A 14,355-nucleotide genomic window follows, 5' to 3' on the forward strand; every position below is an offset into this window, starting at 1 on the left:
CCTCGACCGGCTCGCCCGTTCCCAGCTTCACCTGCTCCAGATCGTCGAGGAGATCGAGACCAAGGGGGCAAAGTTAGTTTCGGTCATGGACAACATCGATACGAGCACCGCCACTGGCAAAATGGTCGTTGGGGTACTGGCTGTCCTGGCTGAGTTCGAGCGCAATCTTCTGCTGGAGCGCAGCGCAGCAGGCCGAGCCATTGCCCGCCAGCGCCAAACTCGGTTTGGTCGGCCACCCAAATTGACCTCGGCTCTGATCCGGCAGGTGCTGCTCGCCCACGATGATCCGAACACCACGGTTCCGGAGACCTGCCGGGTCCTGGGGATCAGCAAATCGAGCTATTACGCTGCTCTTCGGGCAGGACAGCGTGAGGCTATGGGATCAGCCGAAGCTGCATGATCAGGACCGAACTTAGTTTGACGGTCCTTGACGGTCAGAGGAGCCGGAATGGCTTCCGGGCAGCGGCTCAAGAAAGAACTCCGCGCTGTCGAGGCTGCCGCTTGAGCCTAAACTCAGTTCGGGCAGCGGCAGGGTGGTCCTGGTCCTCATTCCTCTCCCTCTGTTCTTCTCGACCGAGGTCCACGGGGTGGGCATCGCTCTTGTACATCGAGCGGGCCGAGAGCAGCGAGGCGTGCGTTCATCGGGTTCATCCCGAACTCGGCTGGAAGCCCTATTGATCCGACGAAGGCGCACGCCGAGCCCGCGAGAGCGCAGCGCATTCCCATTGAACAATGTTGTACCAAGTACATTGAAGAAGAATATATTGTTCAATGGGAATGCTTCAGGGTATTATTGGTCATTCTCATTAAATGGGAAGCTGATTGCATCCACATATTGCGTGAACTCATCAGAATAATTCATTTCGATTGCTCAATTCAGGTCCGTATGGGCCGCATCTATTTTAAAGGACTTTCATCGTGAACGATATCTCTGATTGGCTGGACGATTATCTTGCTGGCTCAGGCGAGCCTATTCCAGCCCGACCCAAACCTGCTTTCGTCAATGCCGCAAAACCCGCGCCAGCAGCGAAGAGGACAAAAAAGGCCAAGAAGCCGAAGAATGCCCAGCCCTGGTTCTCGAAGTTCCCGGCCAAGGACCTCGTGACAGCCATGCGTCTCCAGTTCTTCAATAACGGCGAGAACCCTGGTTCGGGCAGGAACCAGTACACCCTCAAACTCCGAGCTTATCTCGGGGTGAAGCAGATCGACCAGCACAAGCCCGACTGGGAGCGAACTATCGGCCTGCTCCCACCGAAGGCAGTGGTGGCCTGGGCTGTCGATGAGCATGTCCAAGGCAGGCTCACGGATGAACAGTTGGCCCTCTACACCACTGTCGCAGACGAGATCACAGCTTGGGCTGATCAGGATGGTGCCGAGTTGGCCCTGATGGGGCACATCAGTTCGCCGCCGGGCAACCACTACTTCCACAACCAGTTCGTGGCGGTTCGCCTGACAACCTCGGATGAGATGTCGGCCACTCTCTATGTTGATGGTGAGGTGATCGACGAAACTGAGTTTTACACCAACACGAGATCACGGAAGGCCAATGCCCCGAAGTTCCACGGCCTCTATGATCCGTTCGGGAAGATCAACCCGAAGGTGGAAGGGGAGTGATGACCGCTATCGATCCCCTGAAGCTCGCTGCCGCTCTCAAGAAGCTTGCCGGTGAAGTTGCTGACGTGAAGGAGGAGGCTGAACGCCTGAATGGGGCGCTGGACATGGCTCTCCAGACAATCGGGACCGAACTGGCTGCCATCGTGGAAAAGTCTGTTGCGGATGTGAAAGCTGAGAATGAGCGGCTCCGACAGGAAAACAAGGAGCTTCGGGAGGACATCAAGTTCCTCCAGGGGCTCGCCGCCGGGCACGAACTCGCCATCATGGAGGTGACGGGCAGACCGACCGAGATCATCTATCTTGTGGAGCCGGAGCCGGGAACTCCGCTGCCTAGCGAGGAGGAATTGAAGGGCTTCCTGCGCAGGAGGGACTACGAGCAGGCTTGGCCGAAACTGGAAGACTGAATGAAGCGGGCTATCGCCCGCTTCTCCGTATGCAGCATGAGCCTCGGTCGCGAACCAGCCCACAACGAATCGGTAGCATCGAACCTGAGCCCCTCAGATCGCCGAGAATGGGAGAATGCCACGGAAAGACGCCGAACGGCTTCGATCAGGATGGTCCGAAAACCGTGTCCTAACGTGCCCCACGAGAGGGTCCTAAAACCGGAAATGTGCGAGGAATATCAAGAAATGGCGCGCCCGAAAGGACACATGTAATCGTAAGTATACGGTCTTATAACCGTCTGAAATAGTTGCGCTTTTGTCGTACGTGTCTACTCTTGCCGAACCGTTTCGACTGCGGGCCTGAAACCGTGTCGTCCAAGCAGGGCTTTTTGGCAGTTCCCGAAGTCAAACATCCTCTCCGGTGGCGGTTTTAGCAACTTAAACCGGCCTCATTTTAGCGGCGGTCGAACTCAAGAGTGAGTGCTGTTCCCTGAGATGATGACCAATCTGGTTTAGCATCGATCTGGCCCGCCAACCCCTCGATCAGCCTCATCCCGGTACCTGAGCCGGGCTGGGAGGGGCGAGGCTCGGCGGGCATTCCCTTGCCGTTGTCGGACATCTGCATGCGAATGCGATTGCCCTTCAGAGCCTCGACAGCAATAGCGATTCTGCCGCCGTGCCCATCGAAGGCATACTTCAAGCTGTTGGTGGAAAACTCATTCAGAATGAGACCGAGCGGCACCGCAAGCTCAGGGGAGAGATCAATGTCCTCGACTGCGAAATCGAGCCTCACCTTGCCGGACTGGTCGGCATGGAGATGGCACAGGTTCTCGACAAGCTGCATGATAAAGGGGCGCAACCTGAGACGGTCTGCCGTTCCGGCGGCGTAAAGCTGTTCGTGAACGAGGCGAAGCGTCTCAATCCGCTCCCCAAGGGCATTCAATTCCCGCTGCGCCTCGTCCGAGCGCACTTCCCGGATACGCAATCTCACGAGGCTGGTGATGATGCCGATGTGGTTCTTGATCCGGTGTTGCAGTTCCTGAAGCAGCCGCTGGTTGGCATCGAGCGCCTCCTTCAGACTATGAGCCTTGTGCAGGCGGTCGATCACCGGCCCCAGGATTGTGGCATAGGTCCGCAGGAACTCGATGTCCTCGTCCCCGAAGTCGCGGGGCTCGCGGCTGTCCACTTGGAGCAGCCCATAGGGTTCCCCGCCCGGCAGGAAGATCGGCACGTTCACGATGGCAACGGCCCCGTTCTCCTTCAGGAAGTCGGGGAACTCGAAGCGCTCCTCCTTGCTGATGTCTCGCGTGATGACCGGCTTGGCGACCTTGATCGAGTAGGTTTCAGAGGATCGCTCGCTCATTGGAAAGCGCAGCGTCCCTACAAGGCCGGGCTTCCAACCGGCCCCCGCCCGCATGAACACGCAGCGTCCGTCCTGCTCGATTTCCAGAACCTTGGCGAGATCGGTTCCGAGCGCGTCTCCCACAAGGCGGCAGGCTTCGTTCAGAATATCGTCAAGCTCAGCGCAGCGTAGGGCGAAATCGCCGAAGTCGGCGAGCACCTTCTGTCGCTTCATCATCTGGTCGTAGCTCGCCATATAGCCTCGCCTGATTATGCAAAATTGTTGAATCGCTGAGTTGAGGTCATGTTCCCCAGGCAGGCTTTAGACGATCAGGAGCCTGATTGTCGCCCGGCGAACAGGAATGAGAAGTCGAGGAGGTCGATCTGTTTCTTCAGGAACATAATGTCGTCCTTCAGGTGCAGGTAATGCTCTTCTGAGATGTCGCTCGGCTTATGACCCGTGATGGCATTGAAGGTCGGCTTCTGAATACCTGCGATGTAGGCGGCGTGCTCGAAAGTCTTCCTCAGACTATGGACCGTGAGGGTTCGGTTCTTGCCAAGCGCCTCGTCGATCTCGCGGTTGAGCCTCGTGCTGAGCGATCCGCCCCAGCGCTCCGCAGTTCTGCGGTAGCGCAGTCTTGGGAAAAGCCGGTCCTCGCAGGAGGAGGCGTATTCCAAGATGCCGAGATCAATCAGATGCCGATGCAACGGAACGTACCGGTGATTATGGGGGCTTTTTACCTGAGCTTCGTGAAGATCAATCACTGCAATGCCATCCCGCATCTTGATCCACTCAGTCCGTAGTTGGGCCATCTCCTCCAGTCTTGCGCCTGTGAGGAGGAGCAGACGGGGCACCCAGAGCATTGCGTTCACCTTCTGCTCAGTTCGTGCGAAAAGGCGCTTCAGTTGCTCGGCATCAAACCGTTTATAGCTCTTGCGATCCGCCATCACAGCGTACCTGTCAGGTCCGAGGCCCCGGAAGGGATTCCTCGCGATCAATTCGCGCTCGACGGCGGCGTTGCAGATCGTCGAGAGGACCCCAATAACCTTCTTCCTCGTGCCGATTGACGGCAGGTCGAGCGTTCGCACGAAATACTCCGCATCCTTTCGAGAAATGTCCTGGACCTCCTTGTCCCCGATAATCGCGACGCATCGGCGGATTGCCGCCTCCAGGTCCAACCTTGACCTTCTCCTCGGAGGCACACCCTTTCTCTCAATCCGGCGCGGCAGATAGACATTTTCGTACACCCAGAGCAGCGTCTGGCGAGGGCCGCGTTTACGGGTTGGTCCTCCCAGGAGGGATTTTCCAGATCGGTTTCGACTTTGGCCTAGCTCTCGCTCAGAGCGGTGGGGCAGGGGATCGTGGGTAACGGTTATTGGACCGTCCTGCTGATAGTCACTCGGATTGAGTCGGAAGTCCTGGATACTGGCTCCTGACCTGATCTGGTTCACCAGCTTGGCAGTATCAGCGGCTGCCCGAAGGGCGCGAGCGCGAGCTACACCTGGATCACAGGTTTTTAGTGAGAGTACGACGGTTCGGCGGCTGCCGCTCTGGCCTGCCTTCCGAAGTATGCGGTAAACGTCCTCTGGAAGCTGGTACTTGAAGATGTACGTGCCGCCTTTGCTTCTCAAACGAGTAAATGGAACCGAGGAGTAGCGGGGCATAGTAAATTGTCTCTATTGCCTGAGATGATCGTTAGGACACGGTTTCAGGCCCGCAGTCGAAACGGTTCGGCAAGAGTAGACACGTACGACAAAAGCGCAACTATTTCAGACGGTTATAAGACCGTATACTTACGATTACATGTGTCCTTTCGGGCGCGCCATTCTTTCCAAAAAACTGAAGTGCAAACAAAGTTGCGCCGGTCGTGCGGCAGCGGCTTCCGACTGCGCGCCGGCTCCGCTTCGGAGACAAGCCGATCCCCTCCTCGGCTTGANCTTTCCAAAAAACTGAAGTGCAAACAAAGTTGCGCCGGTCGTGCGGCAGCGGCTTCCGACTGCGCGCCGGCTCCGCTTCGGAGACAAGCCGATCCCCTCCTCGGCTTGAGGAGGGGATCGCTTCAAGCTCGAATCAGTTGCCGGCGCTGACGCCGGCCTTGCCGAGAACGTCCTTCCAGGTCGCAAGCTCCTTCTCGAAGCGCTTCTGGTGCGCTTCCGGCGAGCGCTCGGAGGCGCCGAAGACTTGCGTGCCGACATCGGCGAAGCGCGCACGCACGTTGGGATCTTCCAAGGCGACCTGCAGCGCCTGGTTGACCTTGCTGATCGCTTCCCTGGGCGTTCCCTTCGGCGCGTAGAGGCCGTGCCAGATCACGAACTCGAAGTCCTTCAGGCCCGCTTCCTGCGCCGTCGGCACATCCGGGATCACGTTGAGGCGGTCCTTCGAGGTGACGGCGAAGGCCTTGATGGTGTTGCCCTGGATCTGCGGCACAGCCGTGGTCGACTGGTCGCACAGGAGATCGACCTTGCCGCCCATGAGATCGTTCATCGCCGGACCCGTGCCGCGGTAGGCGGCTTCCGTGAACTTCACGTCGAGCGTCTGCTGGAGCAGCAGGTTGCACAGATGCGAGTTGGAGCCGACGCCCGCATGGGCTGCCGTGGTCTTGTCTCCGTCGGTCTTGAGCTTCGCAAACAGCGCCTTGGCGTCGGCGGCCTGATAATCCTTCTTCGTCGTCACCACCATCGGGCCGTAATTCACGAGGCCCACCGCTTCGATGTCGCCCAGCGTGTCGTAGGACAGGTTCTTGTAGAGCGATGCGCCTGCCGCCAGCGCGATGTGGTGGATGAGGAAGGTGTAGCCGTCCTTGTCGGCTTTCGCCAGCCGCGCCGCGCCCATCGTGCCGCCGGCGCCGGCGACGTTTTCGATGACGACCTGCTGCTTGAGCGTTTCCGACATCGACTGCCCGACGAGGCGAGCGATGGCGTCGCTCGGCCCGCCGGCCGCGTAAGGAACGATCAATGTGATGTGGCGGTTCGGGTAGGTCTGCGACGCTGCCGCTCCCATCGAGAGAGCAAGGGCTGCCGTCGCAGCTGCGATATTCCGCAATAGGCTCTTCATTGGCGTTCCTCCGTTGTGTTGTTTTCTAGGTCATCGCCGGCCCTACCGCAGGTCGGAGATGTAGTGGGCTTGGTCAGTGCGGCAGAGGGAGACACGCCATTCGACCGGTCGCTGATCGAGGGAGAAGGCCAGCCGGTCGACGCGCAGGAGCGGTTCTCCCACGGCGACGCCGAGATGCTGGGCTTCCTCACCCGTCGCGGCCACTGCCTTCAGCTTTTCGCTGGCGTGGCCGATGGTGACACCGAACTCCATGGCGTAGAGTTGGTAGAGATTGTTGGGCACCTCACGCTTCTCCAGCCCCGGGAAGAGGGCGGCTGGCAGGCAGATGCGTTCGAGCACGCAGGCCTGCCCGGCGAGGGTGCGGATGCGGTCGAGTACCAGCACGCAGTCCCTGCGACCGAGCCCGAGCTGGCTCGCCGCCTCGGGATTGATCCCGCTGGTGAGGTTCAGAACCTTGCTGTCCGGAAATTCGCGCACGCTCGAATCCGGAATGAGCTTGAAGAACTGGAACAGGATCCGTGCATCGTCGTGCTTGGCGACGAAGGTGCCGCGGCCCTGGCGGCGCACCACGAGGTTCTCCGCCGTCATCTCATCGAGCGCCTTGCGCACGGTGCCGGGGCTGACGTCGAGCTCGGCTGCGATCTCAGGCTCGCTCGGAAGCATCTGTCCGGCCTGCCAGACGCCGTCCGCGATCCGCTTCACGAGAATGTCCCGCACCTGCCGGTAGAGGGGACGGAAGCCTAGTGTTGGTTTTCCTGCCATGTGCATAGCGTCGTGTTTCAAATTTCTGTTCCTGCGGAATATGCAGATGAATCAGGCTGTTACCACAAGGCCCGAGTGTTTGCGGCTCTCAATTTTCACACTTTGGCAGTTGACCCTTGCATCTTATATCTTATACAAGAGTTGGCGATAAGCAATGCCCGAGGGGCTTCGAGGAGGAAACATGGAGAACCCGCATCTCCTGGTTCATGAGAAAGAGGATACGGTCGGCGTCGTCGTGGTGGAGGGGCTGAAGGCAGGCACCGACATGCTGTGCGTCGTCACGCACGACAACTCGTCCTTCCGCCTTGCATCGAAGATGGACGTGCCGATCGGCCACAAGGTCGCGCTCGTCGACATCAAGTCCGGCGACACGATCTGGAAATACGGACAGGATATCGGCAAGGCGATCGCCGATATCCGCAAGGGCGAGCACGTCCACGTCCACAACGTCAAGACAAAGCGGTGGTGAACGCGATGGATCAAGCAAATGGCTATTCCGACCTGAAGTTCATGGGCTGGCGTCGCGAGAACGGCCGCGTCGGCGTGCGCAACCATGTGGTCATCCTGCCGCTGGACGATCTCTCGAACGCCGCTTGCGAGGCGGTGGCGAACAACATCAAGGGCACGCTCGCCCTGCCGCACGCCTATGGCCGCCTGCAGTTCGGCGAGGATCTCGAACTGCACTTCCGCACGCTCATCGGCATCGGGTCCAACCCGAACGTGGCGGCGGTGGTCGTGATCGGCATCGAGGACAGTTGGACCCAGCGCGTCGTCGACGGCATTGCGAAGACGGGCAAGCCCGTCACCGGTTTCGGCATCGAGGGCACGGGCGACATCATGACCATCGCCAAGGCGTCCCGCGTCGCCAAGGATTACCTGCAATGGGCTTCCGAACGTCAGCGCGAGGAATGCGGCATTTCCGAATTGTGGGTCTCGACCAAGTGCGGCGAGTCCGACACGACGACGGGCCTCTCGTCCTGCCCGACCGTCGGCAACATGTATGACAAGCTGATCCCGCAGGGCATCTACGGCTGCTTCGGCGAGACCTCGGAGATCACCGGCGCCGAGCACCTCGCCAAGGAGCGCGCGATCTCGCCAGAGGTCGGCGAGAAGTGGTACAAGATCTGGAAGGCCTACCAGGACGACGTGATCGAAGCCCACAAGACCAGCGACCTGTCCGACTCCCAGCCGACCAAGGGCAATATCGCGGGCGGTCTCACGACCATCGAGGAGAAGGCCCTCGGCAATCTCGAGAAGATCGGGCGCGAGTGCCGCTACATCGACGCGCTTGAGCCCGCCGAGGCGCCGGCCAAGGGACCGGGCCTCTACTTCATGGACACCTCGTCGGCGGCGGCGGAATGCGTGACGCTCATGGCGGCGGGCGGCTACGTGGTCCACACCTTCCCCACGGGGCAGGGGAACGTGATCGGCAATCCCATCGTGCCCGTCATCAAGATCACCGGCAACCCGAAGACGGTGCGCACCATGTCCGAGCACGTGGACGTGGACGTGTCCGGCATCCTGCGGCGCGACATGACGATCTCGCAGGCGGGCGACGCCCTGATCGAGATGATCGTGCGCACGGCAAATGGCCGTCTCACGGCAGCGGAGGCTCTGGGCCACCGTGAATTCGTGATGACGAAGCTCTATCGCAGCGCCTGAGGCCCGGCCGCTGCTTCCAAAGAGAACGCGGAGGCGATGTCCCGATTGCGGCATCGCCTCCGCTCATCCAGTCTCTGCCCACCTCCGAATCGGAGGCGAGGTAATGCGATGACCCAGACGACCGCGCCAGTCCCCACCTTCTCCGAGCGAATGCTGTCATCCACGCGCCGACTTGCTCCCGGCATGGCGCTCTCGGCGGCGGTGGCGCTTGCGGCCTATCTCGCGGAGCCGCTGTTCGCGGCGGGCTTGAGGGCGGCCACGGGCTGGTCCTACACGCTTCCTGCCATCGTCATCGCGCTGCTCATCGGCATCGCCTTGAACGGTCCCGCCTCGAAGCCCGTCTTCGAGCCCGGCATGACCTGGTGCGTGAAGAAGCTTCTGCGCATCGCCATCGCCCTTCTCGGGCTGCGGATCGCGCTCAGCGACATCGTGGATCTCGGCCTTGCGCCGGCTCTCCTCATCATCGCCTCCATGGTTCTCACGGTCATGTCCGGCGTGTGGCTCGCGCGCTGGTTCAAGGTGGGCGATGGCTATGGCGCGCTGGCCGGTGCGGCGACCGCCGTCTGCGGCGCCTCGGCGACGCTCGCGACGGCAACGGTCGTGCCGAACTATCCGCAGAAAGGCGCCGACGTCGCGTTTACCGTCGTCGCCGCCAATGCGGTGTCGACGCTCGTCATGGTGGCCTACCCGCCGCTCTGTGTCCTGCTCGGGCTCGACGTGCAGACGACGGGGATCATGCTGGGAGCCACCATTCACGACATGGCCCAGGTGGTCGGGGCCGGATACGCGGTGTCGGAGCCGGTCGGCAACACGGCGGTCATCGTCAAGCTGTTCCGGGTTTTCCTGCTGCTGCCGGCGGTTCTCGCCATCGGGTGGTGGTACACGCGGCACGGTGCAGCCCATGATAGGGCGAAGGTGCCGGTGCCGGTTTTCGCCCTCGTCTTCCTCGGTCTGTGCGTCCTCAACAGCCTCGTGGCGCTCGCACCCGGGCTGATGCCTGTCTACACGCCCATAAAGACGGCGCTGGTCCAGATCTCCAGCTGGGGGCTCCTGATCGCCATCGCAGCGCTGGGGCTGGGCACTTCCCTGTCGTCGCTCCTGCGGATCGGCTGGCGTCACATCGCCGTCTTCACCGGAACGACGCTCGTCATTCTTCTCACCGTCATCGTTGGTCTTCTCTCACTGTCCTGAGGTTCCCATGCCTGATGTCGTCATTACCGAGTTCATGGACGAGGATGCCATCAGGGAGGGACTGAAAGGGTTCGACGTGCTGTACGATCCCAAGCTCGTGGACCGCGAGCAGGATCTGATGCGAGCCCTGGCCGAGGCCCGCGCGATCATCGTCCGCAACCGGACGCAGGTGCGCGCCCCTCTGCTCGCCGCCGCGCCCATGCTCCAGGTCGTCGGCCGGCTCGGCGTCGGTCTCGACAATATCGATGTCGCGGCCTGTAAGGACCGCAGGATTGCGGTTTACCCGGCGAGCGGCGCCAATGACGTCTCGGTGGCGGAATATGTCATCGCCACCGCAATGCTGCTCCTGCGCGGCGCCTACCACGCGACGGACAGGGTGACGGTGGGCGCATGGCCCCGCAACGACCTGATGGGGCGCGAGATCCTGGGCAAGCGCCTCGGCCTCGTCGGCTTCGGCGCGATCGCCAAGGAGACGGCGAAGCGCGCGGCTGCGCTTGGCATGACGGTTTGCGCCTATGATCCCTTCGTGCCTGCCGACAGCCCGGCCTGGAGCCAGCCCTGGGGCCGGGCCGAGCCCCTCGGCTTCGACGATCTCGTCGCATCCTGCGACGTGATCTCCCTGCACGTCCCGCTGACGCAGGAGACACACAGCCTCATCGGCCGGGAAGCGCTGGCCCGCATGAGAAAGGACGCCATCCTCATCAATGCGGCGCGCGGCGGCGTGGTGGACGAGGCCGCGCTCGCCGCGGCGCTCAAAGAGGGACGTCTCGGCGGCGCAGCGCTCGATGTCTTCGAGGAGGAGCCGCTGTCGGCAGCCCGCGGAGAGGTGTTCGTCGGCTGTCCCAATCTGGTGCTGACCCCACACATTGCCGGCGTGACGCGGGAATCGAACGTCCGCGTCTCCTGGGTCACGGTCGAGAACGTGCGCAAGCATCTCATGGGAGCCTGAACATGCCGGTCCTCTCCATCGCCCAGGCGGAAGATCTCGTGATGGATGCGCTGGTTCGCAACGAGACCAGCGAGGCCAATGCCCGCGCCGTGGCGAGGGCGCTGGTGGCGGCCGAGGCCGACGGGCTGAAGGGCCATGGTCTCTCCCGTGTCCAGACCTATGCGATGCAGGCCAAGGCCGGAAAGGTCGATGGTTTCGCGACGCCCACCGCTGACCAGCCGCTGCCGGCGGTGCTCGCGGTCGATGCCGCCCACGGCTTCGCCTATCCCGCCCTCGATCTTGCACTCTCCCGCCTTCCCGCTCTGGCGCGGCGGCAGGGAATCGCGGTTGCTGCGATTCGGCGCTCGCATCATTGCGGAGCGGCAGGACACGCGGTGGAGCGCCTGGCCGAGGCGGGGCTCGCCGGATTGCTCTTCGCCAATACTCCGGCGGCCATCGCGCCCTGGGGCGGTTCGGTCGGCGTGTTTGGGACCAATCCCATCGCCTTTGCCTGTCCCATGGCGGGTCGCGATCCGGTGGTCGTCGACCTGTCGCTCTCGAAGGTCGCCCGCGGCAACATCCTGGCCGCCAAGCAGAAGGGCGAGGCCATCCCCGACGACTGGGCGCTCGATGCGGAAGGCCGGACGACGACGGATCCCGATGCCGCGCTCAAAGGCACCATGCTGCCGCTCGGCGGTGCGAAGGGCACCGCGCTCGCCCTTATGGTCGAGCTCCTCGCCGCCGGTCTCACGAATGCGAACTTTGCCGGCGATGCGTCGTCCTTCCTCGATGCGGAAGGTCCTCCTCCCGGCACGGGTCAGCTCATCATCGCCGTCAACCCGGTCGGCCTGGGAGGGGAGGGCGTGCTCACCCATTGCAGCGAACTCGCCGCAGCGATCGAGACGCAGCCGAATGCGCGCCTGCCGGGCTCGCGAAGGCTCGCCTTGCGGCGGCAGGCCCGGGAAAGCGGCATCAGCGTCGCCGATGGGCTGCTGGCGACCCTTCAGGCGCTATGACACGGATCGGTTGAACGGGCCGTCTCAGGCCTCGGCCGGGGGCGTGATGCCGAGATCGTTCAGCTTGGCCCTCACATCCGCCACCGAGCGCTTCAGCTTGAGGCTGATGACGGAGACCGGAGCCCCTTCCCGGGCAAGGGATATGAGGGATTGCACGGCTTCGAAAGTCCAAGGAGATTCTGCAGAATTCATGAAAATCACCTCCGTTCTGTCGATGAGCGAAGCGTCAGTTCGAACTAGGGCAGAAACATGAAAAAGCGAGATGCAGGCGCTGCCGCTCGCAACCTTAGCCGCTCCTGTGCGTTCCATGTGCGGTCAACAGACACAGGGTCAGGCTCATGAGCATCATCTGGACAATCATCATCGGCTTCATCGCGGGCGTGATCGCGAAATGGATCATGCCGGGCAAGAACGAGCCATCCGGTTTCATCCTCACCACGATCCTCGGCATCGTCGGCGCCCTTGTCGCCACCTATCTCGGGCAGGCCATCGGCTGGTACGAAGCCGGAGAAGGAGCCGGGCTGATCGGAGCGGTAGTCGGCGCGATCATCGTGCTCTTCATCTACGGCCTGATCGCAGGGCGCAATCGCACCACGTCCTACTGATCGGCCGTCCATGATCTCCAGAACCGGTGCGCCGCAACGCATGTTGCGGCCCATCGGGCTCCGGCGCTTTCTAATGCGCCAGGCGCTTCCGGGAATGGCCGGAATCCACGAGTGCCGCCTTGACGGGACAGCTGCCCAGATAACCGCGCCAGGCGATGTAGGAGCCCCCCGCCAGGGCCAGAAGATTCAGGAGCGGATTGGGGCGCGGCTTTACCGCCGCGGCGGCCAACCCCAGTCCCGCGACGATGTAGGCGGCCCGTTCCGTCGTCGACAGGTTCGGTTCGCCTTTCGTCATGAGCCCGGGCGCGCCGGAATTCGTGTGCTTCATGTCTCGAGCATCCTTCGCTTTTCCGAGAGCCGAACGCGGCGTTCGCAAGCCTTGTTCCGCTTGTCTTCAATAACCGGAAAAGCTGCTGGAACCTCAAATCTTGGCCTTCGTTGAGTCCACTCTCATTTGCTACGGAGTGACGTTATGCCAGCCAAAGATAAGACCTTGGAAGACCTGTTCCTGCACACCCTGAAGGACGTTCTCTATGCCGAGAAGCAGATCCTGAAGGCCTTGCCGAGAATGGCGAAGGCCGCCGACTCGGACGAGCTGAAGCAGGCTTTCGAGCAGCACCGCGAGGAGACGCAGGGCCAGATCGAGCGCCTCGAGGAAGTGTTCAAGATGCTCGGCAAGCCTGCCCGCGGCGTGCAGTGCGAGGCCATCAACGGTATCATCGAGGAGAGCAAGGAGGTCATGGAGGACTTCGCCGACAGCGAGGCTCTCGACGCGGGCATCCTGGCAGCCGCACAGGCGGTCGAGCATTACGAGATCACCCGCTACGGCTCGCTCAAGACCTGGGCCGAAGAACTCGGCATGCGCGATGCCACCAAGCTCCTCGACCAGACCCTTCAGGAGGAGAAGAAGACCGACCAGCTCCTGACCAAGCTCGCCGAGGCGCGCGTCAACACAAAGGCCGCCTGACAATACGGTTCACAAGGCCCGCACGCCCGTGCGGGGCTTTTTCTCGTGCGGCTCCTGTCCGGTGGTTTCAAAAAAAGCGGACAGGAGCCGCAGGTCTGTCCGGCGCGCCGGAGACCGGCGCTACGCACCGCCTGCTGCACCTACCGAAACGGATGAGCGACGGCCCGTCGGAGCTACCCCGGGCATGAACGGGAGCGCCGAAATTCAGGCTAAAGTAGGCCGATGCTCCTAAGTTTTTCGAACCTTCGGAACCTGCCGCGCTTCTGGTGGTTACTCACTCACGATTGAGAGAGGTTGACCATGGGCGTGGGACAGAACAGCAGCACGAATCGGCCACAGGGCAGCGGAAACGAGGATTGGGAAGCGATCAAGGGCGATGTCGGCGACATGGCCGGCGCCGCAGTCGATCGTGGCCGGGATTTCATGTATTCCGCACGGGAGCAGGCGACGGATTATGCGGATCGCCGTAAGGACGACGTCGCGCAGTCGGTTGAAGACTTCGCGAGCTCCCTGCGGGAATCGACCAATGCGTTCGAGGAGCGGCCCAACATCCGCGCCATCGTCGACAGCGCGGCCGAAGGGCTGGAGCAGCTTGCGGGTTCGATCCGCGAGCGCAGCTTCGCCGATATCTTCAACGATTTCGAGGATGTCGCCCGCCGCCGTCCGACAACGGTTGCAGCCGTCTCGGTAGCCGTGGGCTTCCTCGCCGCTCGCTTCATCAAGAGCACGGCAGAGGAAATGCGCTACGGATCGTCCGGCTCGCGTCCGGCGCGTGGCGCCTCGCAGCAGGGGCAGCAGGGGCAGCGCTCCCGGTCCGGGGCGTGATGGAGG

Annotated in this window: 17 protein-coding genes; 11 read left to right on the forward strand and 6 right to left on the reverse strand. The window is 62.0% G+C overall.

From position 1 onward, the window contains the following. The 3 genes from LG661_RS18780 to LG661_RS18790 all read left to right on the forward strand — a co-directional run. On the forward strand, positions 1-400 hold a 400-nt coding region (locus LG661_RS18780; RefSeq protein ID WP_230533426.1), incomplete at its 5' end, for a recombinase family protein. Between the two features lie 518 nt (positions 401-918). Then, positions 919-1,614, forward strand: a complete 696-nt coding sequence (locus LG661_RS18785) for a hypothetical protein (RefSeq protein ID WP_230533427.1) — start codon at positions 919-921, stop codon at positions 1,612-1,614. Continuing rightward, the gene (locus tag LG661_RS18790) at positions 1,614-2,018 is read left to right on the forward strand and encodes a hypothetical protein (protein ID WP_230533428.1); all 405 of its coding nucleotides are present in this window, start codon (positions 1,614-1,616) and stop codon (positions 2,016-2,018) included. Before LG661_RS18785 ends, LG661_RS18790 begins: the two co-directional genes overlap by 1 nt. 433 nt (positions 2,019-2,451) lie before the next feature. Here the strand turns inward: LG661_RS18790 and LG661_RS18795 are convergent, their stop codons facing one another. From LG661_RS18795 to LG661_RS18810, 4 genes are all read right to left on the reverse strand, one after another. After that, positions 2,452-3,594, reverse strand: coding sequence for a sensor histidine kinase (locus tag LG661_RS18795; protein WP_230533429.1), 1,143 nt, complete (start codon positions 3,592-3,594; stop codon positions 2,452-2,454). A 74-nt stretch (positions 3,595-3,668) separates the two neighbouring features. Next, entirely contained in the window at positions 3,669-5,003 is a 1,335-nt protein-coding gene (locus tag LG661_RS18800) for a tyrosine-type recombinase/integrase (protein WP_230533430.1), read from the reverse strand. Between the two features lie 406 nt (positions 5,004-5,409). Beyond that, entirely contained in the window at positions 5,410-6,393 is a 984-nt protein-coding gene (locus tag LG661_RS18805; protein ID WP_230533431.1) for a tripartite tricarboxylate transporter substrate-binding protein, read from the reverse strand. Positions 6,394-6,435: 42 nt separating this feature from the next. Continuing rightward, positions 6,436-7,155: a GntR family transcriptional regulator gene (locus tag LG661_RS18810; protein ID WP_230533432.1), complete on the reverse strand. Its 720-nt coding sequence runs from the start codon at positions 7,153-7,155 to the stop codon at positions 6,436-6,438. 181 nt (positions 7,156-7,336) lie between these two features. Here LG661_RS18810 and LG661_RS18815 point away from each other — a divergent pair, with 181 nt between their 5' ends. The 5 genes from LG661_RS18815 (at position 7,337) to LG661_RS18835 (ending at position 11,952) form a co-directional block, all read left to right on the forward strand. After that, entirely contained in the window at positions 7,337-7,624 is a 288-nt protein-coding gene (locus LG661_RS18815) for a UxaA family hydrolase (RefSeq protein ID WP_230533433.1), read from the forward strand. Between the two features lie 5 nt (positions 7,625-7,629). Beyond that, positions 7,630-8,817 (forward strand): UxaA family hydrolase, encoded by a 1,188-nt coding sequence (locus LG661_RS18820; RefSeq protein ID WP_230533434.1) that lies wholly within the window; start codon positions 7,630-7,632, stop codon positions 8,815-8,817. A gap of 108 nt (positions 8,818-8,925) precedes the next feature. After that, complete coding sequence (locus LG661_RS18825) at positions 8,926-10,008, forward strand: YeiH family protein (protein WP_230533435.1); 1,083 nt, start codon at positions 8,926-8,928, stop codon at positions 10,006-10,008. A 7-nt stretch (positions 10,009-10,015) separates the two neighbouring features. Beyond that, positions 10,016-10,957, forward strand: coding sequence for a hydroxyacid dehydrogenase (locus tag LG661_RS18830; RefSeq protein WP_230533436.1), 942 nt, complete (start codon positions 10,016-10,018; stop codon positions 10,955-10,957). Between the two features lie 2 nt (positions 10,958-10,959). Beyond that, complete coding sequence (locus LG661_RS18835) at positions 10,960-11,952, forward strand: Ldh family oxidoreductase (protein ID WP_230533437.1); 993 nt, start codon at positions 10,960-10,962, stop codon at positions 11,950-11,952. 24 nt (positions 11,953-11,976) lie between these two features. Here the strand turns inward: LG661_RS18835 and LG661_RS18840 are convergent, their stop codons facing one another. After that, a complete protein-coding gene (locus LG661_RS18840; protein ID WP_230533438.1) occupies positions 11,977-12,144 on the reverse strand; it encodes a hypothetical protein in 168 nt (55 codons plus the stop codon). 146 nt (positions 12,145-12,290) lie between these two features. Here LG661_RS18840 and LG661_RS18845 point away from each other — a divergent pair, with 146 nt between their 5' ends. Then, complete coding sequence (locus tag LG661_RS18845) at positions 12,291-12,557, forward strand: GlsB/YeaQ/YmgE family stress response membrane protein (RefSeq protein ID WP_230533439.1); 267 nt, start codon at positions 12,291-12,293, stop codon at positions 12,555-12,557. A gap of 70 nt (positions 12,558-12,627) precedes the next feature. On the opposite strand, the gene LG661_RS18850 is transcribed toward LG661_RS18845, so the two are convergent. After that, positions 12,628-12,885 (reverse strand): YgaP-like transmembrane domain, encoded by a 258-nt coding sequence (locus LG661_RS18850; protein ID WP_230533441.1) that lies wholly within the window; start codon positions 12,883-12,885, stop codon positions 12,628-12,630. A 144-nt stretch (positions 12,886-13,029) separates the two neighbouring features. On the opposite strand from LG661_RS18850, the gene LG661_RS18855 reads away from it, so the two are divergent. Both LG661_RS18855 and LG661_RS18860 read left to right on the forward strand, forming a co-directional pair. Beyond that, a complete protein-coding gene (locus tag LG661_RS18855) occupies positions 13,030-13,524 on the forward strand; it encodes a YciE/YciF ferroxidase family protein (protein WP_230533442.1) in 495 nt (164 codons plus the stop codon). A gap of 300 nt (positions 13,525-13,824) precedes the next feature. Continuing rightward, positions 13,825-14,349, forward strand: a complete 525-nt coding sequence (locus tag LG661_RS18860) for a hypothetical protein (protein WP_230533444.1) — start codon at positions 13,825-13,827, stop codon at positions 14,347-14,349. The last annotated feature ends 6 nt before the right edge of the window (positions 14,350-14,355 follow it).

Origin of the sequence: Microvirga roseola, from assembly GCF_020866965.1 — a bacterium.
GTDB lineage: Bacteria > Pseudomonadota > Alphaproteobacteria > Rhizobiales > Beijerinckiaceae > Microvirga > Microvirga roseola.